The sequence below is a fragment of the Citrobacter sp. Igbk 17 genome (assembly GCF_028069775.1).
In the GTDB taxonomy this organism is placed as follows: domain Bacteria; phylum Pseudomonadota; class Gammaproteobacteria; order Enterobacterales; family Enterobacteriaceae; genus Citrobacter.
This window is the reverse complement of record NZ_JANEWI010000002.1, coordinates 196736-223514: the sequence shown is the minus strand read 5'-3', so window position 1 is coordinate 223514 and position 26779 is coordinate 196736. Positions and strand designations below refer to the sequence as shown.

General features: G+C 51.8%; 22 protein-coding genes. 15 read left to right on the top strand and 7 right to left on the bottom strand.

From position 1 onward, the window contains the following. The first annotated feature begins 60 nt into the window (after window positions 1-60). The 7 genes from NNO08_RS02165 to NNO08_RS02135 all read left to right on the top strand — a co-directional run bounded on the left by NNO08_RS02165 (window position 61) and on the right by NNO08_RS02135 (window position 8647). Window positions 61-669, top strand: a complete 609-nt coding sequence (locus NNO08_RS02165; RefSeq protein ID WP_271456093.1) for a glutathione S-transferase — start codon at window positions 61-63, stop codon at window positions 667-669. Between the two features lie 98 nt (window positions 670-767). Continuing rightward, window positions 768-2159 carry an L-seryl-tRNA(Sec) selenium transferase gene (gene selA / locus NNO08_RS02160; RefSeq protein ID WP_271456092.1) on the top strand — a complete coding sequence of 464 codons (1392 nt, stop codon included), beginning with the start codon at window positions 768-770 and terminating at the stop codon, window positions 2157-2159. Then, window positions 2156-4003, top strand: coding sequence for a selenocysteine-specific translation elongation factor (selB, locus tag NNO08_RS02155; RefSeq protein ID WP_271456091.1), 1848 nt, complete (start codon window positions 2156-2158; stop codon window positions 4001-4003). The genes selA and selB overlap by 4 nt, the downstream gene beginning before the upstream one ends. 185 nt (window positions 4004-4188) lie before the next feature. Next, window positions 4189-5340, top strand: a complete 1152-nt coding sequence (gene yiaY, locus NNO08_RS02150; RefSeq protein ID WP_271448751.1) for an L-threonine dehydrogenase — start codon at window positions 4189-4191, stop codon at window positions 5338-5340. A gap of 92 nt (window positions 5341-5432) precedes the next feature. Continuing rightward, the gene (gene aldB, locus NNO08_RS02145; protein ID WP_271454723.1) at window positions 5433-6971 is read left to right on the top strand and encodes an aldehyde dehydrogenase AldB; all 1539 of its coding nucleotides are present in this window, start codon (window positions 5433-5435) and stop codon (window positions 6969-6971) included. A gap of 210 nt (window positions 6972-7181) precedes the next feature. After that, window positions 7182-7505, top strand: coding sequence for a DUF3302 domain-containing protein (locus NNO08_RS02140; RefSeq protein WP_103769449.1), 324 nt, complete (start codon window positions 7182-7184; stop codon window positions 7503-7505). A 5-nt stretch (window positions 7506-7510) separates the two neighbouring features. Next, window positions 7511-8647, top strand: coding sequence for an HlyD family secretion protein (locus tag NNO08_RS02135; RefSeq protein ID WP_271456090.1), 1137 nt, complete (start codon window positions 7511-7513; stop codon window positions 8645-8647). A 16-nt stretch (window positions 8648-8663) separates the two neighbouring features. On the opposite strand, the gene NNO08_RS02130 is transcribed toward NNO08_RS02135, so the two are convergent. Further along, complete coding sequence (locus NNO08_RS02130) at window positions 8664-9614, bottom strand: LysR family transcriptional regulator (protein WP_271456089.1); 951 nt, start codon at window positions 9612-9614, stop codon at window positions 8664-8666. Window positions 9615-9735: 121 nt separating this feature from the next. Here NNO08_RS02130 and NNO08_RS02125 point away from each other — a divergent pair, with 121 nt between their 5' ends. Next, window positions 9736-10476, top strand: a complete 741-nt coding sequence (locus NNO08_RS02125) for a MipA/OmpV family protein (protein ID WP_271456088.1) — start codon at window positions 9736-9738, stop codon at window positions 10474-10476. A gap of 92 nt (window positions 10477-10568) precedes the next feature. Here the strand turns inward: NNO08_RS02125 and NNO08_RS02120 are convergent, their stop codons facing one another. Together NNO08_RS02120 and NNO08_RS02115 are read right to left on the bottom strand one after the other, a co-directional pair. Next, window positions 10569-12524 carry a glycoside hydrolase family 127 protein gene (locus NNO08_RS02120; protein ID WP_271456087.1) on the bottom strand — a complete coding sequence of 652 codons (1956 nt, stop codon included), beginning with the start codon at window positions 12522-12524 and terminating at the stop codon, window positions 10569-10571. Between the two features lie 10 nt (window positions 12525-12534). Continuing rightward, window positions 12535-13935: an MFS transporter gene (locus NNO08_RS02115; protein ID WP_271448746.1), complete on the bottom strand. Its 1401-nt coding sequence runs from the start codon at window positions 13933-13935 to the stop codon at window positions 12535-12537. Window positions 13936-14187: 252 nt separating this feature from the next. Here NNO08_RS02115 and NNO08_RS02110 point away from each other — a divergent pair, with 252 nt between their 5' ends. Both NNO08_RS02110 and NNO08_RS02105 read left to right on the top strand, forming a co-directional pair. Next, the gene (locus NNO08_RS02110; protein WP_271440374.1) at window positions 14188-15003 is read left to right on the top strand and encodes a helix-turn-helix domain-containing protein; all 816 of its coding nucleotides are present in this window, start codon (window positions 14188-14190) and stop codon (window positions 15001-15003) included. A 98-nt stretch (window positions 15004-15101) separates the two neighbouring features. After that, entirely contained in the window at window positions 15102-15575 is a 474-nt protein-coding gene (locus NNO08_RS02105) for a 4Fe-4S dicluster domain-containing protein (RefSeq protein WP_271440375.1), read from the top strand. Between the two features lie 36 nt (window positions 15576-15611). Here NNO08_RS02105 and avtA read toward each other — a convergent pair whose 3' ends face one another. Beyond that, complete coding sequence (gene avtA / locus NNO08_RS02100) at window positions 15612-16862, bottom strand: valine--pyruvate transaminase (RefSeq protein WP_271456086.1); 1251 nt, start codon at window positions 16860-16862, stop codon at window positions 15612-15614. Window positions 16863-17038: 176 nt separating this feature from the next. After that, the gene (malS, locus tag NNO08_RS02095; RefSeq protein WP_271456085.1) at window positions 17039-19069 is read right to left on the bottom strand and encodes an alpha-amylase; all 2031 of its coding nucleotides are present in this window, start codon (window positions 19067-19069) and stop codon (window positions 17039-17041) included. A gap of 316 nt (window positions 19070-19385) precedes the next feature. Between malS and NNO08_RS02090 the strand changes: the two genes are divergently transcribed. Beyond that, window positions 19386-20210 (top strand): protein bax, encoded by an 825-nt coding sequence (locus NNO08_RS02090; protein ID WP_061066797.1) that lies wholly within the window; start codon window positions 19386-19388, stop codon window positions 20208-20210. A 90-nt stretch (window positions 20211-20300) separates the two neighbouring features. Here the strand turns inward: NNO08_RS02090 and xylR are convergent, their stop codons facing one another. After that, complete coding sequence (xylR, locus tag NNO08_RS02085) at window positions 20301-21479, bottom strand: D-xylose utilization transcriptional activator XylR (RefSeq protein ID WP_048213671.1); 1179 nt, start codon at window positions 21477-21479, stop codon at window positions 20301-20303. Window positions 21480-21838: 359 nt separating this feature from the next. Here xylR and xylA point away from each other — a divergent pair, with 359 nt between their 5' ends. The 3 genes from xylA to yiaB all read left to right on the top strand — a co-directional run bounded on the left by xylA (window position 21839) and on the right by yiaB (window position 25223). Next, window positions 21839-23161, top strand: coding sequence for a xylose isomerase (xylA, locus tag NNO08_RS02080; protein WP_137361657.1), 1323 nt, complete (start codon window positions 21839-21841; stop codon window positions 23159-23161). A gap of 72 nt (window positions 23162-23233) precedes the next feature. Further along, on the top strand, window positions 23234-24688 hold the full coding sequence (xylB, locus tag NNO08_RS02075) for a xylulokinase (RefSeq protein ID WP_271456084.1): 1455 nt from the start codon (window positions 23234-23236) through the stop codon (window positions 24686-24688). Window positions 24689-24857: 169 nt separating this feature from the next. Further along, on the top strand, window positions 24858-25223 hold the full coding sequence (yiaB, locus tag NNO08_RS02070) for an inner membrane protein YiaB (protein ID WP_271456083.1): 366 nt from the start codon (window positions 24858-24860) through the stop codon (window positions 25221-25223). Here the strand turns inward: yiaB and NNO08_RS02065 are convergent. Continuing rightward, window positions 25220-26215 (bottom strand): acyltransferase, encoded by a 996-nt coding sequence (locus NNO08_RS02065; protein WP_271456082.1) that lies wholly within the window; start codon window positions 26213-26215, stop codon window positions 25220-25222. The two genes, yiaB and NNO08_RS02065, sit on opposite strands and share 4 nt — an antisense overlap. Window positions 26216-26385: 170 nt before the next feature. Here NNO08_RS02065 and NNO08_RS02060 point away from each other — a divergent pair, with 170 nt between their 5' ends. Continuing rightward, window positions 26386-26694, top strand: a complete 309-nt coding sequence (locus NNO08_RS02060; protein WP_271456081.1) for a YsaB family lipoprotein — start codon at window positions 26386-26388, stop codon at window positions 26692-26694. Window positions 26695-26779 lie beyond the last annotated feature (85 nt).

Here is a 26779-nt window from a genome sequence, read left to right as displayed (position 1 = left end):
ACTAAGCGGTGTCCAGATAGTCGTTGGACATCGCTTTTTTGTTGGCAAAAAGGACACGGCATGAAACTCATTGGCAGCTATACCAGCCCTTTTGTGCGTAAAATTTCTATTCTGTTGCTGGAAAAGGGCATCACCTTCGAATTCGTTAATGAACTCCCCTATAACGCGGAAAACGGCGTGGCGCGATATAACCCGTTAGGCAAAGTGCCCGCACTGGTCACCGATGAGGGAGAGTACTGGTTTGATTCACCGATCATTGCTGAATATATAGAGCTGTTGGATATTACACCCGCTATGCTTCCGCGTGAGCCGCTGGCGGCGCTGAAAGTACGGCAACTGGAAGCACTGGCGGACGGTATTATGGATGCCGGGTTGGTGTCGGTACGTGAGCAGGCGCGCCCCGCTGCGCAGCAGTCAGAAACTGAATTGCTACGCCAGCGAGAAAAAATTACCCGCAGCCTGGATGTGCTGGAAGGTTATCTGGCGGATGGTACGCTGAAAACGGATACGGTTAATCTGGCAACGATTGCGATTGCCTGTGCCGTGGGCTATCTCAATTTTCGTCGGGTTGCACCTGGCTGGTGTGTTGACCGACCACGTCTGGTCAAACTGGTGGAAACACTCTTTCAACGAGAAAGCTTCGCCCGCACAGAACCGCCAAAGGCTTGATGCGTATTATGTCCGCCTGAGTAAAGTCACGGTACAATCCTCTGCATATCGATATCCCTCTCCACGGTGGAGAGGGCCACCAACAGCCAGGCCCTTTCATGACAACCGACATGCGTTCACTCTACAGCCAGCTTCCTGCTATCGATCGTTTACTGCGCGATAGCGCCTTCCAGGTCTTACGTGAGTCCCACGGTCATACCCGCGTGGTGGACCTGCTGCGTCATATGCTCGATGAAGCCAGAGAGGCGATTCGCGACACGCAGGCGCTTCCAGCATGGGGGGAAGACTGGGCGCAAGAGGCCAGCGCCCGGCTAGAGCGAGAATCGCAAAGTGCACTGCGTCCGGTAATTAATCTGACGGGGACTGTGCTGCATACCAATCTTGGGCGTGCATCACAAGCTGAGGAGGCGATTGCTGCGGTGGTGCAGGCGATGCGTACGCCGGTGACGCTGGAATACAGCCTGACTGACGCCGGGCGTGGACATCGTGACCGGGCGCTGGCGGATTTACTCTGCCGTCTGACCGGCGCGGAAGACGCCTGTATCGTCAATAATAATGCCGCTGCGGTTCTGCTGATGCTGGCGGCCACCGCAGCGGGCAAAGACGTGGTGGTATCACGCGGCGAGCTGGTAGAAATTGGCGGCGCGTTTCGTATTCCCGATGTGATGTCTCAGGCTGGATGTATCCTGCGCGAGGTTGGCACCACCAACCGTACCCATGCCAGTGATTATCGTCAGGCGGTTAATGAAAATACGGGCCTGCTGATGAAGGTGCATACCAGTAATTACAGCATTGAAGGCTTTACAAAAGCGGTGGATGAAGCTGAGCTGGCCGCCATTGGTCAGGAGCTGGATGTGCCGGTCGTGGCGGATCTGGGTAGCGGCTCGCTGGTCGATCTCAGTCAGTATGGTTTGCCGCAGGAACCGATGCCGCAGCAGCTCATTGCCGCAGGTGTGAGCCTGGTGAGTTTCTCTGGTGACAAGCTGTTGGGTGGGCCGCAGGCTGGCATTATTGTGGGTAAAAAAGAGATGATCGCCCGCTTACAACGGCACCCACTGAAACGAGCGTTACGGGCTGATAAAATGACGCTGGCAGCGCTGGAAGCAACGCTGCGGCTCTATCTGCACCCAGAAGCGCTGGCGGAGAAATTGCCAACGCTACGCCAGCTCACCCGCACGAAAGAGGCGATCCACGAGCAGGCGCTACGATTACAGGCACAACTGACAGAACATTATAGTGCCGAGTTTGCGTTGAATGTCATGCCTTGCCTGTCGCAGATTGGCAGCGGCTCGTTACCGGTTGATAGGCTGCCGAGCGCGGCATTAACCTTTACCCCGCATGACGGGCGTGGAAGCCGCCTCGAAGCGCTGGCCGCCCGCTGGCGTCAGCTGCCCGTGCCGGTCATTGGGCGAATTTATGATGGTCGCTTGTGGCTGGATCTGCGCTGCCTTGAAGACGAGACCCGGTTTATGGAGATGATGCTGAAATGATTATTGCAACCGCCGGACACGTTGACCACGGAAAAACAACGTTATTACAGGCGATTACCGGCGTGAATGCCGATCGACTGCCGGAAGAAAAAAAGCGCGGCATGACTATCGACCTCGGCTATGCCTACTGGCCGCAGCCGGATGGGCAGGTACTGGGATTTATCGATGTCCCTGGCCACGAAAAGTTTCTGTCCAACATGCTGGCGGGTGTCGGTGGTATCGACCACGCGCTGCTGGTGGTGGCCTGTGATGATGGCGTGATGGCGCAAACGCGTGAACACTTGCAAATCCTGCAACTGACAGGCAGCCCACAACTTACCGTGGCGCTCACAAAAGCCGATCGCGTCGATGAAGCACGCATTGACGAAGTACGTGCCGAGGTGCAAACCACGCTGGGTAACTATGGTTTTGCCGATGCGATACTGTTCGTGACTGCCGCCAATGAAGGCCGTGGTATCGAAGCGCTGCGTGACCACTTGCTGCAGTTGACGCCGCGTGAGCTGGCCCGCGATCACACCTTCCGCCTGGCAATTGACCGCGCTTTCACGGTAAAAGGCGCAGGTCTGGTCGTAACCGGAACAGCGCTCAGCGGAGAAGTGAACGTCGGGGATGCGCTGTGGCTGACCGGGGTTAACAAACCGATGCGCGTACGTAGCCTGCATGCGCAAAACCAGCCGACCGAACACGCTCATGCCGGGCAGCGAATTGCGCTGAACATTGCCGGTGATGCGCAAAAAGAAGAGATTAACCGTGGCGACTGGCTGCTTGCTGATGCGCCGCCGGAGGCCTTCTCACGCGTCATTGTCTCTTTAGAACACTCGGCCCCCCTGATGCAGTGGCAGCCGCTACATATCCACCACGCAGCCAGCCATGTGACCGGGCGCATCTCACTGCTCGAAGGGACGCTGGCGGAACTGGTGTTTGATACACCGCTGTGGCTGGCCGATAACGACAGGCTGGTGCTGCGTGATATTTCTGCCCGTACGACGCTGGCAGGCGCACGTGTCGTGACGCTGAATCCGCCGCGTCGTGGGAAGCGTAAGCCGGAGTATTTACAGTGGCTGTCGGCGCTGGAAAGTGCGCAGAATGACGGTGAAGCGCTGGCATTGCATCTGACGCGCGGCGCGGTGAACATTCCCGATTTCGCGTGGGCACGCCAGCTCAATGGCGACGGCATGCGTCCGTTGATTGAGCAACATGGATTTATTCGCGCCGGGTATAGTCTGTTGAATGCGCCCGTTGCTGCACGCTGGCAACGTAAGATTCTGGATACGCTGGCGACCTACCATGAGCAACATCGTGATGAGCCAGGACCCGGACGTGAACGTCTGCGTCGTATGGCCCTGCCGATGGAAGATGAAGCGCTGGTCCTGCTGCTGATTGAAAAGATGCGCGATAGCGGTGCTATTCATAGCCATCATGGCTGGCTGCATTTGCCGGATCATAAGGCCGGTTTCAGCGATGAGCAGTTGGCTATCTGGCCAAAAGTAGAGCCTCTGTTTGGTGATGAGCCGTGGTGGGTGCGCGATCTGGCGAAAACCACGGCTACGGACGAGCAGGCGATGCGTCTGGCGCTACGGCAGGCGGCGCAACAGGGCATTATTACGGCGATCGTCAAAGATCGTTATTACCGTAACGATCGGATTGTGGCCTTCGCGAATCTGATCCGCGAACTGGATCAGGAGAGAGGGTCGACCTGCGCTGCCGATTTCCGCGACAGGCTCAATGTCGGACGCAAACTGGCTATCCAGATTCTGGAATATTTTGACCGTATCGGCTTTACTCGTCGTCGGGGAAATGATCATTTATTACGCGATGCATTACTGTTTCCTGAAAAGGAATGAAACAATTAATTCAGGAATAGAATGAATTAATACAAAATAAATATTGATTTAAATAAGCACATTGGATTATGAACCTAATGTGCTTTTTAATCTCTGATGTTATTAAAATAACAATCACGATCATATTTTGTTGGGATTATCACTCGTATGCTTCCTTCCTCTTTTGAGTAATTAAGGATCGTACAATGGCTGCTTCAACATTTTTTATTCCTTCCGTGAATGTAATTGGCGCTGATTCATTAAAAGATGCAATGAATACAATGGCGGAATATGGATTTCGTCGTACGTTAATTGTCACGGATGCCATGCTGGCGAAATTAGGCATGGCGAGTGAAATTCAAAAAGCGCTGCAGGAACGTGATATTTTCAGCGTAATTTATGATGGTACGCATCCTAATCCGACAACCAGCAACGTTGCCGCTGGTCTGCAAATGCTGAAAGAAAATGCCTGTGATAGCGTCATTTCCCTCGGCGGCGGTTCCCCACACGATTGTGCGAAGGGGATTGCGCTGGTGGCGGCTAACGGCGGCGATATTAGTGATTACGAAGGCGTTGACCGTTCTGCAAAACCACAGTTGCCGATGATTGCCATTAACACGACGGCAGGAACGGCATCTGAAATGACCCGTTTTTGCATCATTACCGACGAAGTACGCCATATCAAAATGGCGATTGTGGATAAGCACGTTACGCCGCTGCTGTCCGTCAATGATTCTTCGCTGATGGTCGGTATGCCGAAGTCCCTGACTGCGGCAACCGGTATGGATGCGCTGACTCACGCGATTGAAGCGTATGTCTCCATTGCGGCAACGCCGATCACCGATGCATGTGCGCTTAAAGCTGTGACGATGATTGCAGAGAACCTGACGATCGCCGTGGATGATGGTGCCAATGCTCAGGCGCGTGAAGCGATGGCTTATGCGCAGTTCCTCGCGGGTATGGCATTCAACAACGCCTCTCTTGGTTACGTTCACGCGATGGCGCATCAGTTGGGTGGTTTCTACGACCTGCCACACGGTGTCTGCAACGCAGTACTGCTGCCGCACGTTCAGGTGTTCAATAGCAAGGTTGCCGCAGCGCGTCTGCGCGATTGCGCTGCGGCAATGGGCGTCGACGTGGCTGGATTGAACGAAGCGCAAGGCGCCGAAGCCTGCATCGCGGCAATCCGTGAACTGGCCCAGAAAGTGAATATTCCGGCAGGTTTGCGTGAGCTGAACGTTAAGGAAGAAGACTTTGCTGTTCTGGCTACCAATGCCCTGAAAGATGCCTGTGGCTTTACTAACCCGATCCAGGCGACCCATGAGGAAATCATGGCGATCTACCGCGCGGCAATGTAATTCGTGATATCTGTCGTAAAGCAGTAAAAGGCTGGCGAATAATTCGCCAGTCCCGTCTACCTTTGTAATACCCCTACAGCAAGGAGACGGTCATGACCAATAACCCCCCTTCAACGCGTATTTATCCCGGCGAATATGGTTACCCTCTGAAGTTAAAGGCCCGATACGATAACTTTATCGGCGGCAACTGGGTCGCACCGGTGGACGGTGAGTATTACCAAAATCTGACGCCAGTCACCGGGCAATTACTGTGCGAAGTGGCCTCTTCCGGCAAAAAGGATATCGACCTGGCACTGGATGCTGCGCACAAAGTTAAAGAGCAGTGGGCGCATACCTCGGTGCAGGACAGGGCGGCGATTCTGTTCAAAATTGCCGACCGTATGGAGCAAAACCTGGAGCTGTTGGCCACCGCAGAAACCTGGGATAACGGCAAACCTATTCGCGAAACCAGCGCCGCTGACGTGCCGCTGGCCATTGACCATTTCCGCTACTTCGCCTCCTGTATCCGCGCACAGGAAGGGGGAATTAGTGAAGTTGATAGCGACACTGTGGCGTATCACTTCCACGAACCTCTTGGCGTGGTAGGACAAATTATTCCGTGGAACTTCCCACTGCTGATGGCGAGCTGGAAGATGGCGCCTGCGCTGGCGGCGGGGAACTGCGTAGTGCTCAAACCTGCGCGTCTGACACCGCTTTCTGTGCTGCTGCTGATGGAAGTGGTCGGTGACCTGCTACCGCCTGGCGTGGTGAACGTGGTGAACGGCGCGGGTGGGGAAATCGGGGAGTATCTGGCGACGTCAAAACGCATTGCGAAAGTGGCGTTTACCGGTTCGACGGAAGTCGGGCAGCAGATCATGCAGTACGCAACGCAAAACATCATCCCGGTGACGCTGGAACTGGGCGGTAAGTCGCCAAATATCTTCTTCGCTGATGTGATGGATGAAGAAGATGCGTTCTTCGACAAGGCGCTGGAAGGCTTTGCGCTATTTGCATTTAACCAGGGTGAGGTATGTACCTGCCCAAGCCGCGCATTGGTACAGGAATCCATTTACGAACGTTTCATGGAAAGAGCGATTCGTCGCGTAGAGAGTATCCGCAGCGGCAACCCGTTGGACAGCATCACACAAATGGGGGCGCAGGTTTCCCATGGTCAACTGGAAACCATTCTGAATTACATCGATATTGGTAAGAAAGAAGGGGCGGATGTGCTGACCGGCGGACGGCGTAAGCAGCTGGAGGGTGAGCTAAAAGAAGGCTACTACCTCGAACCGACCATTCTGTTCGGTAAGAACAACATGCGTGTTTTCCAGGAGGAGATCTTTGGCCCGGTACTGGCGGTCACCACCTTTAAAACCATGGATGAGGCGCTGGAAATCGCCAATGACACGCAATATGGGCTAGGCGCCGGTGTCTGGAGTCGCAACGGTAATCTGGCATACAAGATGGGACGCGGTATTCAGGCAGGCCGTGTCTGGACCAACTGTTACCACGCTTACCCGGCCCACGCCGCGTTCGGCGGCTATAAGCAGTCGGGCATCGGGCGCGAGACACACAAAATGATGCTCGAGCATTATCAGCAAACCAAATGCCTGTTGGTGAGCTACTCGGATAAACCGCTAGGACTGTTCTAATATCCCGTCACTTACTGCCCGGACGCGTTTAGCGTACCGGGCATCAAGTTATGTCCTGCCGCTCGAAAGACGACGGGTATATATAGAAACCCATATATCGTTATATAAATAACACCATTGCATCCAATCTGGTCATTCCACTACTATTATCAACGCTATTGTTTAAATCAAACAGCAGCCGATTATTTAATTTAAATCCCTGAGGCAAATATGTTCCTTGATTATTTTGCATTAGGAGTGCTTATTTTTGTATTCCTGGTCATTTTTTACGGGATTATTATTCTGCATGATATTCCCTATCTAATTGCAAAGAAACGTAACCATCCACATGCTGACGCAATACACGTCGCGGGCTGGGTTAGTTTGTTTACCTTACATGTTATTTGGCCCTTTTTATGGATCTGGGCAACGCTTTATCGTCCGGAACGCGGGTGGGGCATGCAGAGCGCGGATTCTTCCCTGATCCAGCTTCAGGCAAGGGTTGCCGATCTGGAAAAGAAACTGGGTGAGGCGAAGACCTCTCCGGCGGAGTAATATCGATGGATTTACTGATTGTTCTAACCTATGTGGCATGTGCCTGGTCGATATTTAAGATTTTTAAAATTCCTGTCAATAAATGGACCGTACCTACAGCGGCATTGGGTGGCATATTTATTGTGTGTGGTCTTATATTACTGATGAATTATAACCACCCGTATACATTTAAAGCACAAAAGGCGGTAATTTCTATTCCCGTCGTGCCACAAGTAACGGGAGTGGTAACGGAAGTCACGGATAAGAAGAACACGCTGATCAAAAAAGGCGAAGTTCTGTTTAAACTGAATCCGGGGCGTTATCAGGCGCGGGTTGACCGCCTGAAAGCCGATATTGTCACGGCCCAGCATAAAGAGCAGGCTCTTGCTGCGCAGCTGGATGAAATGGCTGCAAATACGCAGCGGGCAAAAGCCACACGTGACAAGCTGGCGAAAGATTACCAACGCTATGCGCAGGGGAGTCAGGCGAAGGTGAATCCTTTCTCTGAACGCGATATTGATGCGGCGCGGCAAAACTATCTGGCGCAGGAAGCGTCGGTGAAATCCTCCGTTGCAGAACAACAGCAAATACAGAGTCAGTTAGACAGCCTGGTGTTGGGTGAAAATTCGCAAATTGCCAGTCTGAAAGCACAGCTGGCTGAAGCGGAGTTTAATCTTGACCAAACCGTGGTTCGCGCACCCAGTGATGGTTACGTTACGCAGGTATTGATGCGGCCGGGAACCTATGCCGCTGCGCTGCCGATGCGCCCGGTAATGGTGTTTATTCCGGATCAAAAACGGCAAATTATCGCCCAATTCCGCCAAAATTCGTTGCTGCGACTGGAACCCGGCGATGAAGCCGAAGTGGTGTTTAATGCACTACCGGGTAAAGTGTTTAGCGGTAAGCTGGCGGCTATTAGCCCAGCCGTTCCGGGAGGGACGTATCAGTCGAACGGGGCGTTGCAATCGTTGAATTCTACGCCTGGTTCAGAAGGGGTGATTGCCACAATCGAATTGAATGAAAATGCGGATGTGAGCGCGTTACCTGATGGGATTTACGCCCAGGTCGCTGTCTACTCAGACCACTTTGAACATGTGTCGGTCATGCGCAAGGTCCTGCTGCGGATGACCAGCTGGGTGCACTACCTGTATCTCGACCACTAGACGCCGGCTATTTGGCCTACTCAGGCTGTCGTAGCGCCTGAGTAAGCTGCTGGCGTATCTCTGCCAACATCTCATCTAGAATAAACTGCACTCGCCAGGGCTGATATTCACGCTTGCGGAAGATCGCGACCAAATCCAGCCACCATTCATGTTGTTCAGAGAAACACGGAACTAGCAGCCCGGCCTGAACATCCTTTTGCACGCTCGTATTCGGCGCAAAAACAATGCCCAGATGGTTTCGAGCCAGCGCCAGTGCAGACTGCGTGTTGTCGCAGACGTAATTTCCCGTCACGCGGTAGTCGTGCATCTCTTTGCCACCGGTGGAGGTAAATCGCCAAATATTGGCATCGTCGATCATCATGGAATCAATCAGAATACAAGAGTGCTGTTCAAGATCTTCAGGGCCACTTATAGGATGAGTGCTAATATATTCCGGGCTGGCAAAGGCCGTTACTGCATATTTAGTAATAAAACTGGCGACCAATGATTCGTCTTTGGGATGCGCATAAGTGATTAAAACGTCACAGTCATCGGGAAACTCTACGCCTTCATAAAATGCTTTCCGTTCCAGATTACATGTTTTTAGCGAAAGGCTAATACCACCAATATCATGGATTTTAGCAATAACATGTTGTGATAAGTAGGCAATAATTCCGGTTGGTGCATATACCGTTACTTTGCCACGTTTTTCATGCTTATAATCAGCAATGAAATTATTCAACTGATCGTTTCGATCTAACATGTCATTGATGTAAGGGAGCAGCGCAGTACCAAACGGCGTGAGGGTCAGCTGCCGGGTGGTTCGGTCAAACACCTTTAGCCCTACTTTTGATTCAAAATCAGCAAGATATTTGCTGACATTGGCCTGTGCAATGCCGAGAACTGTGGCAGCGTGACTGATGTTTTCACTGGCAGCAATGACCGAAATAATCTTCAGTTCCCGGTGTTTGAGTTGTAATTTATTCATCGCCAAGCCCGATATATATAATTTTTTATATATTACTATATAAATATGGATGTTGCACCGATGAAATTGTAAGCATTATTATGCACGCGCTTTGTAGCTTATTTTAAAATGGAATGTTGGCATGTTAATTAAACGCAATATTGTGGCGCTATTTGCCTTTTCTTTTATGGCGAGTGCGACAGCCGCGGAATTTTCTATTGGCGGTGGCGCTGTATATAATGAATCTCCTTATCGTGGATATAATGATAATGTTCACGCAGTACCGCTTGTCAGTTATGAAAGTGAATCATTTTATTTTAGGCAAACAACGTTAGGCTATATTTTGTCGAAGAGTAAAAGTAATGAATTTAGTCTTACTGCCTCATACATGCCGCTTGAGTTTGATCCAGGTGATAACGACGATCATGCGATGAAAAAGCTGGATAAGCGCGATGCGACCGCTATGGCGGGCGCCGCGTGGTATCACCATGAGAAATGGGGCAGCGTGAAAGTCTCCGCGGCGGCAGATGTTCTGGACAACAGCAATGGTTGGGTCGGGGAATTGTCGCTGTTCCGCCAAATGCCAATGGGCAAGCTGACGCTGACGCCTGCGATTGGCGTGCTCTATTATGACGAAAACTTCAACGAATATTACTACGGCATTTCCGGCAATGAATCCCGCCGTAGCGGGTTATCAAGTTATTCCCCAGGCGATAGCTGGACGCCCTATGTCGGGCTGTCGGCAAAATATGCGTTAACCACTAATCTGACGTTGCTGGCAAGCGCCAACTATAGCGTGCTACCGGATGATATTAAGAATAGCCCAATGGTCGATCGCGACGACAGCTTTACTTTCCTGTCAGGGGTGAGCTGGCGCTTCTGATTCTCACCCGTTTGTCCTCATGGAGGAGGGCAATTTTTTCAGTGTTGCAGGCCGGATAAGACATGAAGCGTCGCCATCCGGCATGTTTTCACTTACCGCTCATTTACCCAGATGCGCATTTCACCTTCACCACGGTTTGCCCAGCTAAACCACGGAATAAATGTTAATGTCTGCGCCTTGCGGGAAGAGGGGGAGACATCGTAGTGCCACAAGGACTGTTGCGTCGCATCGTTCGCGCTGTGTTTCACGCCTTCAGCTTGAATCAGCATTTTATGGCTGAACAATCCCTTACCCTCAAATACCCTGAATTCACTCTCTTTCGGCAGCCACAGGTTATGTAACTCTTCACCATTGTCGGCTTGCTCCAGGCAATACACCAGCGGTCCACGTTGAACGGCAACTTTACCCGCAACATGGCGAACAAGTGGGTTCCCGTACACCCGACGCACTGGCATAGGAAGCGTCAGGCTGAGCGTATCGCCCTCCTGCCAGGTGCGACTGATGTGCAGATACCCTTTGCGAATATCCTGTTCAACCGGCAGACCATTCAGTGTGACCTGTGGTGCGGAGCACCAGTCTGGCAGGCGTAACGCCAGGGTGTGATACACCGGCTGGACTGAATCAATGGTGATTTTTACCTGCTCATGCCACGGATAGTTGCCACTAATGCGTAATTTGAGCGTCCCGTTCTCAACGGGAACCTCCATGCTATTGCCCACATACATATTGATATACAGCGCGTCCTGACGTGGTGTGTAGAGGTAATGACCAATTGAGGTTAAGACGCGGGCGATATTCGGTGGACAGCAGGCGCAACCGAACCAGCGCTGACGAACAGGTTTAACGTGATCATAAATATGATTGAATTTTAACGATTTAGGATGCACTTCCAGCGGGTTAACGTAGAAAAAATGCTTGCCGTCCAGCGCCATGCCACCGAGTACGGTGTTGTACAATGCACGCTCCATGACATCGGCATACTGGCTGTCGGCCTCCATCTCCAGCATCCGGCGGGCGAACATCATCAATCCGATTGAGGCGCAGCTTTCTGCATATACGGAATCGTTGGGTAGATCGTAATCGCTGCTAAATGCTTCACCGCTGCTCTGAGAGCCGATTCCACCCGTAATATACAGCTGGCGCTGGGCCATATTGTTCCACAGACGCAGACAATCCTGACGTTTGCTCTCGTCCTGGCTTAAACGCGCCAGATGCGCAACGCCAGTCATCAGATAGACAAAGCGCACGGCATGACCGATGGCTGTTTGCTGTTCTGAAATCGGTTGATGTGCCTGACTGTAAGGTTTGTCCTTCACCATCCACGCCGGGCCGTATATGTGCCAGTAAGAGGTTTTTCCGCGTTTTTCGTACTCTTCGTCGTAGAAATGAGGCTGTGTGCCGCGCTGCTCAACAAAGTAGTTTACCAACGTCATATAGCGTGATTGCTGGGTCACTTCGTACAATCGCATGAGCGCCAGTTCAATTTCCGGATGTCCGGGGTAGCCGCGCAGTTGATTTTTTCCGAGCCCAAACACGCTGTCGATATGATCTGCCAGGCGGCAAACGACGTCTAACAGGCGACGTTTTCCCGTGGCCTGGAAGAAGGCGACGCCCGCTTCAATTAAATGACCGGCGCAGTACAGTTCATGGCATTCGGCGAGGTTGGTCCAGCGTTCATCCGGTGCTTTTACCGTAAAGTAAGTATTGAGATAGCCATCTTCACACTGTGCCGCAGCCACCAGTTCAATGACCTCATCAGCGGTTTTCTCGAGCTCGGCATCCGGTTTTTGGCACAGTGACCAAGCGACAGCCTCCAGCCATTTCGCGACGTCGCTATCCTGGAAAACCATGCCGTAAAATTCGCCCTCTTGTTGCCCGGCCGCAATACGGAAGTTTTCTATCGCATGGCTGGGATCGGCTTCGGCGATGCGGTCATTGAGTGCATCCCACTGGTAGGGGATCACCACATCACGCACCAGCTGCTGATATTGTCCGAGGAACGGATCGCTGACCGTGAGCTTATGCAGGTCGACTTCCAGTACGTTCATTTCGTGCTCCTTAAGGCTGTACATGACGCTGACGCAGATCGGTGGAAATACGCGACATCATCGGGTTATTGAGTTTGCAGATGCGGATAAAGAGTGCCAGCAGAAGGTGGAACAGTGCCGGCAGCAGCGTCTCCATGGCAGTAATACCTTGCAATGAACTGACAGTTTGGTTGCCGGCACCTGGCTGATAGGCGACAAAAATAAACAACAAGCTGATGATCCCCGCGCTGGAAGCCCAGGCCAGTTTGATGAAAAACAGGTTGAAGGCGAAGTTCATGCCTGATGAACGAACGCCGGTTTTCCACTCGCCGTAATCGTCGGCAAAAGCCATCAGTGAGAAGTGCAACGGAAGTGTGAAGCCCAGAATAATGCCGTTGCCGAGGATCACCGCCAGCCACAATGTCTGATAGGCCGGGCCGGTTGGCAGGAACCACATCATTACCGCCAGCGCGGCCAGTACCAGGTTGGTGTAGTAATAGAGTTTGACGGTATCGATGCGACGGGTTAGCGGACTGACAATCACCGAGCCAAGGATGGACGCGAAGGTGACCATGGTGAAAAACAGCGACGTGTAAGCGGTACTGCCTTTCAGCACGTAGGTAATGAAGTACATGTACCCGCCGCCGCGAATATTGAAAACGTTGATCAGCAGGAATGACATCACCAGCATCAGCAATAGCTGGTCATTTTTACGTAGTCCGCCGATATGTTCGCGCAGGGTAAATTTCCCCATCATCGCCAGCGGCACGCGCTCGCGCACCCAGAAGAAACAGCACAGGAACATTACCACCGCGATAGCACACAGTATGCCAACGCCGAACTGATAACCCTGCGCGGCATTGCCCTGACCGAGAGCATCGACCATCCACGGCAGACCTACGGAGACAAGGAATCCAGCTACACCGCACAGCACAAAGCGCCAGGACTGACAGCCGATGACCTCACTGTGACGGGTTGTCATGGTGTTGATCAGCGCGCAATACGGCACGTTGATGGCGGTGTAGCCGACGGAAAGCAGCAGATAGGTGCCAAACGCCCACGCGATTTTTACGCCCATACTGGCGTCCGGGACGGTAAAGGTCAGTACACCAATGATGCCAATGGGAACTGCGATCCACAGTTGCCATGGGCGAAAGCGCCCCCAACGGCTTTGTGTGCGGTCGGCGAGTATGCCCATAATGGGGTCGGAAATGGCATCAAATACACGCAAAGCGATAAACAGTGTACCGACCAGTGCGGGCGTTAAACCGAACACGTCGGTGTAGAAAAAGGTGAGGAAGTTCATGATCAGGCAGGTAATTACCGTTCCACCCGCATCGCCTAATCCATAACCTATCTTTTCACGCAGAGATAATTTGTCGTCTTGCGCACGTTGCGCTAAATCGCTTGTCGTAATCGGAGCCGAAGTCATAAATAACTCCTGGAGATGATGTTCAGAAAGTATCCCGCTACATTGCGGGTTTTTTAGTGGTAATTTGCAAAGTACGTTATTTATTCTGCACGAAATGTTTAGCGCAACAAGGGAAGGGAAAAGTATAAAAAGATGACAATTCCGACTTCATTATGAAAATGTGATTTTGATCCGGCAGAACATGATTTTATCGTGAATAATCAAAGGTAAAGAGCACGTTAGATAATGTAAAAAGCAGAGGTTTGAATAGTTATGCTCGAATTATCCATGTCTCTTCCGATTAAAGTGCAAAATGGTGGCTTATTTATTTCCCGTGGTGTCGGTAGTCATCCGGCACGGCAATTGCAATCCTGGGAAATAATTTTTGTTGAAAAAGGGACATTAACGATTCGCGAGGGTAATGATCTTTTTCGCGTGAATGCCGGTGAAAGTTTGCTGTTATGGCCGCAACGATTACATATCGGCGTGGGGCAATTTCCAGCCGACCTGAAGTTTTACTGGCTGCACTTTGAGGTGGCGGCAGAAACCGACGCAGCCATACCTGAACCGCTACTCACAATTCCTCAGCATACCCGGGTGAGTGAGCCGCAGTATATTATTTCGCTGTTTCGCCAGTTCTTACGTGAGCAAGAAAATATACATCGCAGTATCGCATTAGAGCTGCTCTTGCTGTTGATTCTGCAGCAAATATCCGCCGCTGCCAGCGAACAGCCCGCTGATAGCCCTGGTAATGCGCTGGCATGGAAGGCCCAGCAAATTATACATACTCAGTTTCATCTGCCGATTTCGGCTTCAGCGCTGGCAAAAGAGCTACATTGTAATGCGGACTATCTGGGGCGTGTATTTCGTGGTGCTTTTCAACTGACATTAACCGAGGCGCTGCATCGTCAACGGGTGAGAGCAGCAGAAAAGCTGCTCATTAGCGATTCACTGTCGTTAACTGAAGTGGCGATGAAATGCGGATTTAATGACGTCGGTTATTTTCGCAAAATCTTTCGTAAGCACACCAGCCTGACACCGGCGGCGTGGAAGCGCCGCTATTGTAAGGAGCATATTAATTCGGCGTAACCGAAGCCTGACAAAATTTAACCGTTTCCCTTGTCCGATCAAGGCAGCATAACCGGGCTCTCTGGCACTCTGTGATTTTCATGCAGATGGAGGGGGCAATGAACGCGTTTATTATGGCGGATGCGGCGAAGTGTATTGGGTGTCGTACCTGTGAAGTTGCCTGTGTCGTCGCGCATCAGGAAAACCAGGATTGTGCGGCCGTCTCCTCTGGAGCATTTGCCCCGCGGATCCGGGTTATCAAAGATGATGCGTTTACCACTGCAGTTGCCTGCCATCAATGCGAGGATGCGCCCTGCGCTAACGTCTGTCCCACGTACGCTATTCGCCGTGAACATGGACATATCTTCGTTGAACAGGCGCGTTGCATTGGTTGTAAAAGCTGTATGCTGGCCTGCCCGTTTGGGGCGATGAATGTCGTCGCGCACACGTCACGGGTGCAGGCGATTAAATGCGATCTGTGCTGGCATCGCGAGACGGGGCCGGCGTGTGTAGAAGCCTGCCCGACCAGCGCGTTGCAGTGCATTGATGCTGTTAGTATTCAGCGGCAGCGTCTGCGGTCACAACCGCTGTAAAGCGAGTCCCGACCTGCACTGAGGTCGGGGTTTTCGTCAGCCTTCAAGCCAGGCGCGTTCTATCTCTTCAGCCAGAATCTTCACGCCAGCCTCGATTTTTTCCGGTTCCGGTACGTAATTCATCCGCATGCACTGATGCGTATGCGGCCAGGGTTTATCCAGCCCTGGGAAGAAATAGTCGCCAGGCACCATCAGGACACCGCGCGCTTTCAGACGCTGATATAACAGCTCGGTGGAAATCGGTAAATCCTTGAACCATAACCACAGGAAAATCGCCCCTTCGGGTTTATGAATCAGGCAGCGATCTTCAGATAAATAGCGGCGAATAATCGCAATTGTTTCCTGAACTCGCTGGTAATAAAACGGTTTGATAACCGTCTCAGACAGACGCAGAAGGTCGTTGCGCTTGATCATTTCGCACATGATTGCCGGACCCATTCCGCCAGGCGCAAGGCTGATAATGCCGTTCATATTGGTGATGGCGGTGATGATTTTTTCATTAGCAATAATGATGCCGCAGCGAGAGCCCGGTAGCCCCAGCTTGGAAAGGCTCATGCACAGTACAATGTTTGGGTTCCACAACGGACGCGCTTCGCTAAAAATGATGCCTGGGAAGGGGACACCATAGGCGTTATCGATAACCAGCGGAATTCCATGCTGATTGGCCAGCCGGTCCAGCTTCATCAACTCTTCATCGGTGATCACATTGCCGGTCGGGTTCGTCGGACGTGACACGCAAATCATGCCTGTCTCTTCGCCGATATGCAGGTGTTCAAAGTCAACGTGATACTTAAACTGACCTTCCGGTAACAGTTCGATGTTTGGGCGTGCTGAAACGAAAAGGTCTTCTTCGAGCCCTGAATCGGCATAACCAATGTATTCCGGTGCCAACGGGAACAACACTTTTCGGGTGGTTCCATCGGCGCGACGTCCGGCGAAGAGGTTGAATAAGTAGAAAAACGCGCTCTGACTGCCATTTGTCAGTGCAATATTTTGTGGTTCGATATCCCAACCCAGCTTTTCACGTAGCAGTTTCGCCAGCTCAGACAGTAGCTCGGTTTTACCTTGTGGACCGTCATAATTACAAAGCGCATCAGTGGCTTTGCCGTTTTCCAGCATCTCAGCCAGCAGAGACTGAAAGTAATTTTGCATCTCTGGGATTTGTGCCGGATTACCGCCACCGAGCATGATAGCGCCTGGGGTGCGTAAGCCGTCGTTGAGGTCCTCCATCAGGCGTGTGATGCCTGAATGGCGGGTAAATTTGTCGCCAAAAAGTGAGAATGTCATAGCAGGTGGTCTGTCGAACTCAGTATTAAAGTGGCTAACCATAGCGCTACCTATGGCGGGGTGCAAATCAGGCCTACAGAGCCGAATTGATGTTTTGTGCTGCAGATTTTTTGCTGGATAGTTTTTTATATTGAATCTGGCTTCCCGCGCCGTTGAGCACGAGAAGCCTGTTGGGATCAGCGTTGTCCGGCCCACACGACCATGACCTTATCGTCGCCGTGTTCGCGGATAAATCCGTATCCTTGCTTTAATGAAAGCGTGGTTTGTTTACCCGCTCCGATTGCGGGATGGCGGGCCCTGAACTGGCTAATGCGCTGCCAGTGTGCGACGCTGGCGGCCGATTTCCCGCTAACGTCCTGCCAGTTCATCTGCGAGCGCGTACCTTGTAACGGGTCTGAGCCGGTTGGGCCGAAGGGGCGTGCCGACTCGTCACCGTAAAAAAGTTGTACCGCGCCAGGTGCCAGCAATAACAACTCGGCGGCTTTGTCTCCACCTTCACGGAACAGCCGGGTGTCGTGTGATGAGAGATAGCTTAGCACGTTGAAATTCTGCAATTTATCGGCCATCTGCTGCCAGGTGAGATCGATATTCGCCAGACAATCGACGGCCCCGGCCGCCTGCTCCTGATAGTCAAAATTGATCATCGCATCGAAACCGTGGCGGTAATAATCGCTTTGCATGACGCCATGTCCCCATGCCTCACCGGTCATCCAGAAGGGGTTATCATCCAGCGCTTTGTCTGGATTAGCTTTCTTCCATTCGGCCAACGCTGAGCTGGCCTGCGCTTTTAGCTGTTGCCAGGCCGGAAGCTCGACATGTTTAGCGGTATCGACCCGAAAACCGTCAATGCCGTAGTCACGCACCCACTGGCTGAGCCAGTGAGTCAGATAATCTCGTGGCGTATAACCAGGGATGGCTTTGGCGTGGGTATCCGGCTTGTGTTGATAAAAATTCGGCAAACCCGAAGGCGTAGTGGACTCCGTTTTCAGATCGGGCAGGAAAGCCAGCGACATGGTCAGGTCGTCAAAACCTGGATTGTCGTAGTCGCCAATGTCAGTGCGGATCCACTTTTCCCCCCACCATTTTTCCCACGCGGCTTTATCACTGAAGTTGATGTAATCATTAAAGCTGTGCCAGCTCTGCCCGGACACGGGTTTCCAGTCCGTCCAGCGTTCACCGAGCGTTTTTTCCAGTTCCTCACCTGACAAGTACAACGCCCCAAACTGGTACTCCTGCATATCCGCCAGCGTGGCGTAACCGGTATGGTTCATGACAATATCGAACAGAATGCGGATGCCGCGTTGATGCGCGCCGTCAACCAGCGCGCGCAGGTCGGCCTCGTTACCCATATTGGCGTCGAGCGTGGTCCAGTCCTGGGTGTAGTAACCGTGATAGGCGTAGTGGGGAAAATCGCCTTTAGTACCACCGCCAACCCAGCCGTGGATTTGTTCAAACGGTGCGCTGATCCACAAGGCGTTGATGCCCAGATGTTGCAGGTAGTCGAGTTTGTTGGTCAGCCCGCGTAAATCTCCCCCGTGAAAGGTACCAATTTCCTGCATACCGTCATTGCGACGTCCATAGCTGTGATCATTAGTTGGATCACCGTTTTCAAAGCGGTCTGTCAGTACGAAATACACCGTGGCGTTGTGCCAGTCGAAAGCGGCAGGTGTATCTGTTTCCGCCCGTTCTAACAGTAAAAGTCCATTACCGGCCGCGTCGGGTTGTAGGGTAATGGTTCCGTTTTTCACCGTTGCCGTTTGCTGGCTATAGTAATCACGTACCACGGTGCCTTCCGGGAAGGTCTGGCTCACATCCAGCGTCAGTGGCGAGCCATCCCATTTTGGACACTGGCGGATCTGGGCGGTGATGGGGTCCGCCTCATTTTTTACTGACAGCATTAGCGTCGGTGTACCGGAGCGGGTATCGACTTCCAATGTGTAATCGCCGTCTTTAAATAAACGCCACTGTGGCGGTGTGCCTTCACAGGGTTTTAGCGACAGCATCTGATTGAGTTTAATGGCATCTGTAGGCTGCCAGCACTGTTGGTCAAAATTCAGGGTCAAAGGGCGAGTACCCTTCGTCAACGCTGCATGGCTGACAAATTTACCCGTACCTTCCGCTTCGAAAGTCGGGAATCCCTGAGAAGTCCATGATGAGGCGATGGCAATGCCGGGCAGTAATACCAGCGCAACGGCGGCAAGTTTCATAATGCTGTCCTTGATGCTGCGATTTACGCCAGTTTGCCAGTGAAATCAGAGCGGAAACTCATCCTTAGCGTCGATTTTGCCCGGATGAGAGACGAGGGTGAGCGATCACGCGCAAAAAACGACCTGATTTTGCGATAACCTCCACATTTTCTTCGAATTAACCGCACCCGGAACGGTTTGTACGTGACATAGTTTCAGAATTGGACTATTCCTTTGGGTGCTCTTGACGGCTATTTTTGATATGATTTGAGATTCATCTCTCATTTTTGTGAAAAATATAAGGTGTTGGAATGTTTAAATCCGACCAGGAGACCTAATGATATTGACTCCCATTCGACGATATGGGGCAATGATTCTTATGTTACTCACCATTGCATTTTCGGGTGAGGTGCTGGCAAAGACACACACGGCAACAACGAGTCATAAGCCCCAGGTAATCAAGGCAAGTAATACACAGGTAAGCAGTAAACAAGAGTATTCTCGCAATAGTGCAAAGAGTAGTTCACTTCCTGATTTGCGAAAATACCCTTCCGGAACACCAAGGAAAAAAGCGTTTCTCCGGACGGTTATGCCTTATATTACCAGTCAAAATGCTGCCATTACGGCGGACCGTAACTGGCTGATCTCAAAGCAGTACCAGAATCGCTGGTCACCGACTGAGCGTACGCGTATGAAAGACATCGCGAAACGCTACAAGGTGAGCTGGTCTGGTAACACGCGTAAAATTCCATGGAATACGTTGCTTGAGCGCGTAGACATCATTCCTACCAGTATGGTGGCGACTATGGCTGCGGCTGAAAGCGGTTGGGGCACATCGAAACTGGCGCGTAGCAATAACAACCTGTTTGGCATGAAATGTGTCAAAGGCCGCTGCAACAATGCACCCGGTAAGGTGAAAGGCTATTCACAGTTTGAATCGGTAAAAGAGTCGGTGAATGCCTATGTCATTAACCTGAACACGCACCCGGCATACTCTTCCTTCCGTAAATCGCGCGCGCAGTTGCGTAAAGCCGATCAGGAAGTGACAGCGACCGCGATGATCCATAAGCTGAAGGGGTACTCCACCAAAGGACAGAGTTACAATAACTATCTGTTCGCGATGTACCAGGATAACCAGCGTTTAATCGCCGCGCATATGTAATTCCACAGGCCTGATGGCGCGACGCTTATCAGGCCTGTGAGTCGCTCTGTCGGCCGGATAAGGCGAAGCCGCCATCCGGCACAATTCCCATTACAGCAACACCTCACTGTTCATGTCACGGTACTCTTTTGGCGTCGTGTCATACTCTTTCTTGAAAACGGAATAGAAATACTGCAACGACGGGTAGCCGCACATTTGTGAAATTTCGTTTATCGCGAGCGTCGTGGAGATCAACAGGCTACGCGCTTTTTCCAGTTTTTCGGCATGAATCACGGCGTGGATGGTCTCCCCGACCTCGTCTTTAAAGCGCTTCTCGAGATTCGAACGTGAAATCCCAACTGCATCCAGCACTTGTTCGACTTTGATGCCTTTACAGGCATGGTTGCGGATAAAGTGCATTGCCTGAATGACGGCGGGATCGGTCAATGAGCGATAGTCGGTTGAACGACGATTCACGACGCGTACCGGAGGCACCAGAATGCGCTGCAGCGGCAGTTCTTCATTCGCCAGTAAGCGGTGCAGAAGTTTTGCAGCCTGATAGCCCATCTGTCGTGCGCCCTGAGCGACGGATGACAGCGCGACGCGGGACAGGTAACGGGTGAGTTCTTCGTTATCGATCCCAATGACACACAGTTTTTCCGGCACCGGGATATGCAAATGCTCGCAAGCCTGCAGAACATGCCGCGCACGCGCGTCGGTCACGGCGATAATACCGGTTTGCGGGGGTAAAGTTTGCAGCCAGTCCGCCAGTCGATTTTGAGCGTGCTGCCAGTTTTCTGGTGCGGTTTCCAGCCCCTGATAGACAACACCACGGTACTTCTCTTTGGCGACCAACTGGCAAAAGGCATATTCACGCTCGGCAGCCCAGCGCTTGCCGCTGGAAGAGGGCAGACCATAAAATGCGAATCGGTTGACCCCTTTTTCTTTTAGATGCAAAAAAGCGCTTTCCACCAGTGCATGGTTATCAGTCGCAATGTAATGGACGGGTGGATAATCGCTTTCAAGATGGTAGGAACCACCGACACCGATGATGGGAACATCGACATCGGCAAGTAATTGCGCAATGTCATCATCGTCATAATCAGCAATAACACCGTCGCCTAACCAGTCTTTGATATTATCAATACGGGCACGGAAATCTTCCTCAATGAATATATCCCACTCGGATTGCGATGCCTGTAAATATTCACCTACGCCCTCTACCACCTGGCGGTCATAGGCTTTATTAGCATTAAATAATAGGGTGATGCGGTGTCGTTTATCAAACATAAGAGCCTATCCTGAAAGGTTAACGTGGCCTGTCGATACTACCAAAACCGCAGGTGCGACTACTTGATGAAGCGTGACAAATTTCTTATTTGCGTAACGCTACGCAAAATTCACACACCCCGACCAGGAAGACAATTGTCATTTCTTATCTGCGTATTACGGTTTTTTGTTTATTGATGAAGAGCCGATCGCGATCGCTTTTTTAATTGCTTATTCAGTGTGCATTTTTGGGAGCCAGCGCACATTTGGGTATTCTCTTAATGGCGGTGTGAAATAACGTAATTGAGCAATAAATCAGGAAATTCCAGTATGACTGTATCGCAGTTTACTTGCCGTATTACCTGATTATGGAGCTTATTATGCAGGCTTATTTTGACCAACTTGATCGCGTTCGTTTTGAAGGTACAAAATCCACTAACCCACTCGCATTTCGCCATTACAACCCTGATGAAATCGTGCTGGGCAAGCGCATGGAAGATCATCTGCGTTTTGCCGCCTGCTACTGGCACACTTTCTGCTGGAACGGTGCGGATATGTTCGGTATGGGGGCCTTCGACCGTCCGTGGCAACAGCCGGGTGAAGCATTGGCGCTGGCAAAACGTAAAGCGGATGTGGCCTTTGAGTTTTTCCATAAGCTGAATGTGCCTTATTACTGCTTCCATGATGTTGACGTCTCGCCTGAAGGCGCGTCACTGAAAGAGTATAAAAATAACTTTGCCCAGATGGTGGATGTGCTGGCGGCAAAACAGGAACAGAGCGGCGTGAAACTGCTGTGGGGTACGGCAAACTGCTTTACTAACCCACGTTATGGCGCAGGTGCGGCGACTAACCCGGACCCGGAAGTCTTCAGCTGGGCGGCCACGCAGGTCGTGACTGCCATGGATGCCACACATAAATTAGGTGGCGAGAACTACGTTCTGTGGGGCGGCCGTGAAGGTTATGAAACGCTGCTTAATACCGACCTGCGTCAGGAACGTGAGCAGATTGGCCGCTTTATGCAACTGGTGGTCGAGCATAAACACAAAACCGGTTTCCAGGGCACCTTACTGATCGAACCGAAGCCGCAAGAACCCACGAAACACCAGTATGACTACGATGCCGCGACCGTTTACGGATTCCTGAAGCAGTTCGGTCTGGAAAAAGAGATCAAACTGAATATTGAAGCGAACCATGCCACGCTGGCAGGCCATTCGTTCCACCACGAAATCGCTACGGCGATTGCTCTGGGGCTATTTGGTTCCGTCGATGCGAACCGTGGCGACGCACAACTGGGCTGGGATACCGACCAATTCCCGAACAGCGTAGAAGAGAATGCGCTGGTCATGTACGAAATCCTGAAAGCGGGCGGATTTACCACAGGTGGCCTGAACTTTGATGCCAAAGTCCGTCGTCAGAGTACCGATAAATACGATCTGTTCTATGGTCATATTGGGGCGATGGATACCATGGCGCTGTCGCTGAAAATTGCGGCCCGTATGATTGAAGACGGTGGCCTGGATCAGCGCGTGGCAAAACGTTATGCCGGTTGGAATGGTGAGCTGGGCCAGCAAATTCTGAAAGGTCAGATGACGCTGACGGAAATTGCGCAGTACGCTGAACAACATAACCTGGCACCGGTGCATCAGAGCGGCCATCAGGAACAGCTGGAAAATCTGGTAAACCATTATTTGTTCGACAAATAACGGACTGCCGAGTACGTCCGTAAGCCCGGATAGCGATTCGCTACCGGGCCTTTCTTTAAGGAACGATACCCTATGTATATCGGGATAGATCTTGGTACATCAGGCGTAAAGGCCATTCTGCTGAACGAGCAGGGCGATGTGGTGGCCTCGCACACGGAGAAACTGACCGTCTCCCGGCCTCATCCATTATGGTCGGAGCAGGATCCTGAACAGTGGTGGCTGGCGACGGATCGTGCTGTAAAAGCGTTGGGCCAGCAACATTCGCTCAGCGAGGTAAAGGCGTTAGGTATTGCCGGGCAGATGCACGGCGCGACGCTGCTTGATAAGCAGCAGAAGGTTCTGCGTCCGGCAATCCTGTGGAATGATGGTCGCTGCGCTGAAGAATGCGTGATGCTGGAAAATCAGGTGCCACAATCTCGTGTGATTACCGGCAATCTGATGATGCCTGGCTTTACCGCCCCTAAATTGCTGTGGGTTCAGCGCCATGAACCGGACATTTTCAGCCATGTTGATAAAGTCCTGCTGCCGAAAGATTATCTGCGTCTGCGTATGACCGGAGAGTTTGCCAGCGATATGTCGGATGCCGCAGGTACGATGTGGCTGGATGTCGCGAAACGTGACTGGAGTGACGTCATGTTGTCTGCGTGTCAACTGACTCGCGCACATATGCCGGCCTTGTACGAGGGCAGTGCGATTACCGGAACGCTGTTGCCTGCTGTCGCGCAATCCTGGGGCATGTCAGAAGTTGCGGTCGTTGCCGGTGGTGGCGATAACGCGGCGGGTGCGGTTGGCGTAGGGATGATGAATGCAGGCCAGGCGATGCTGTCATTGGGTACGTCCGGCGTCTACTTTGCTGTAAGCGACGGCTTTCTCAGTAAACCAGAAAGTGCGGTACACAGCTTTTGCCACGCGCTGCCTGAACGGTGGCATCTGATGTCGGTGATGCTGAGCGCCGCATCCTGCCTCGACTGGGCGGCAAAATTAACCGGGCTGGCAAGCGTACCTGCGCTGATTGATGCCGCACAGCAGGCAAATGAGCAGGCTGAACCGGTCTGGTTCTTGCCCTATCTGTCAGGTGAACGTACGCCGCACAATAACCCGCAGGCGAAAGGTGTCTTTTTTGGCCTGACGCATCAGCATGGTCCGGCAGAACTGGCGCGAGCGGTACTTGAAGGTGTGGGATTTGCCTTAGCTGACGGTATGGATGTGGTACATGCCTGTGGCGTTACACCGGCCAGCATTACGCTCATCGGTGGTGGGGCGCGTAGCGAATACTGGCGGCAGATGTTGTCCGATATCAGCGGGCTGCAGTTGGATTACCGTACAGGCGGAGATGTCGGTCCTGCCCTGGGCGCAGCACGGCTGGCGCAAATTGCGATGAATCCACAACAACCACTCTCTGACTTACTGCCTCAACTGGTGCTGGAGCAGGCGCATTATCCTGATGCAGAGCATCATGCTCGTTATCAACAACGTCGGGAAACCTTCCGTCGTATCTATCAGCAATTGCTGCCCTTAATGTCCTGATCGTGTTCCCCTCTGATGAGCAGAGGGGATTTTCCTCATATATGTTTCCATTGAATCAATAGCTCATGCGCATGAATGTATTCTGAAATTTCAGTTGGATAGCGTTTTTCTGTGTTGTCTTGAGTGGGTTATTCATATTGTATCCGTGGTAGAGGATAAGGAGATCCCAATGAAGACGACGCGGCTATTGCCATGGCTATTGTTTCTTTCCGGCGCACTCATTTACTGCGCAGGCCTATGGTGGTCATGCCCCTTACTCAGCGGAAAAGGTTACTTTTTAGGTGTTCTGATGACCGGATTGTTCGTGACCTACGCTTACCTGCGAGCTGAAAACCGTAATCAGAGTGATGAACGCTTTGCTTTTGTGTGTCAGATGGTTGCGCTCATAACGGTCGGGTTACTGCTCGTGGGGGTGTGGAATGCCCCGTTAGCTCCCCTCGAAATGGGGCTGTACCCGGCAGCATTCTGTGTGTGTATATCAGGGCTGATTTTGCTGATGTACCCAACGGAAAAGGCACATTCTGATGAATTCTAACTTACCAGTCTGCGCGTATCGATGCGCTGTAGCAGCATGGAAAGCAATAGGCTGCCCGCCAGCGTGGCGCTAAAAATCCATAGCATATCCAGCGGTGGCCAGTTTTTGAGTTCAATACCGCGGGTACGTAGCGCATGAATGATCAGCGCGTGGAAACCGTAAATACCTAACGAGTGACGGGAAACAATCCCCAGTATGGGCAGTGTGCGTGTGCTGAGCGTGTTTTTGACCAGCGTCAGGAGCGATGCAGCAAAGATAAATACCGCCGGGCCACAATAGAGATACCAGGTATCGGCAAAATTACCTCGCCACTGGAGCTCATGCAGCGTCCCGCGGGAAATAACAAACACGGCGACGATACACAACGCTGCACAGAGCCAGGTGAGTGAGCGCTTTTGTGTCTCCATCATGCCAATTGCCCGGCCCAGCAGGCCGTACAGAATGTAGTAGAACGCATCGCCACTGATGTACAGGTTGATGGGTAGCCACTCAAAGCCGCCCAATTTTTGCGATACGGTATTGGGATTGGCAATAACACCAATCACGACCATCAATGCCAGCAGCATTTTTCCGCTGACATTTTTCACCTGAATTAACGGGGATACCAGGTAGATAACGGTAATAGCGAAGAAAAACCACAGGTGGTAGAACACCGGTTTTTGTAGCAGGTTTTTCAACGATAGCTCAGCGTTGATCGAGGTAAACAGCAGGATGTAGGCCAGTGCAACGGTGCTGTAAAACAGTATGCACAACGTAATGCGGATGAAATGTCGCGGTCTGGCGCTGCGTTCGCCAAAAAAGAGATAACCCGAGATCATAAAAAACAGCGGGACGCTAACGCGAGAAGCAGAATTTAGCACATTGGCAAGATCCCAATTTACCGGGCTGACGCTTTGCGCATTGGTGATGTACCAGGTCGTGGTGTGAATCATCACAACCATTAAACAGGCTATCCCGCGTAAGTTATCAATCCAGAAAATTTTGGGCTGCATCAGTTCCTCTGTTTTCATTAAAAAAGTCTGACCGGTATTTGCGAACGTCGCTCACTGGATTAATCCGAGTTATTACGCTAAAGCTTGTGATGGCCTGGGGAGATTCTCACAATAGGATCTGTTTCCAGACACTAATAATAAGACTGACCAGTAAACCAGGCGGTAATAAAATGATGATGAAGTATTTCTTTCCAGCAATCCTCACGCTGCTGCTGGCGGGGTGCGCCGATCCACAATCTTCAGCACCCGTGCAGAAAGCGCAAAAGGTCAAAATTACTGCCACGCGTTCACTGGATATGGAGTCATTGTGCAAAAGTGAAGCATCGGAGCTTTATAATACGGGTGCCCAGAAAATTGCTATCACCAGTCTTGAGCAATTCCAGGGTAGCTATGAGATGCGCGGTTCTACCTTCCGTAAAGAGAGTTTTGTCTGCTCATTTGACGCAGACGGGCAGTTTTTGCACCTTTCCATGCGCTAAGTTCCCCCTTTTTCCCGTTTCGTACTGTATATCTTGCAGCCAGCGGGTATACTGACCGCTTCCTTTAAATCCACACGTATCCAGC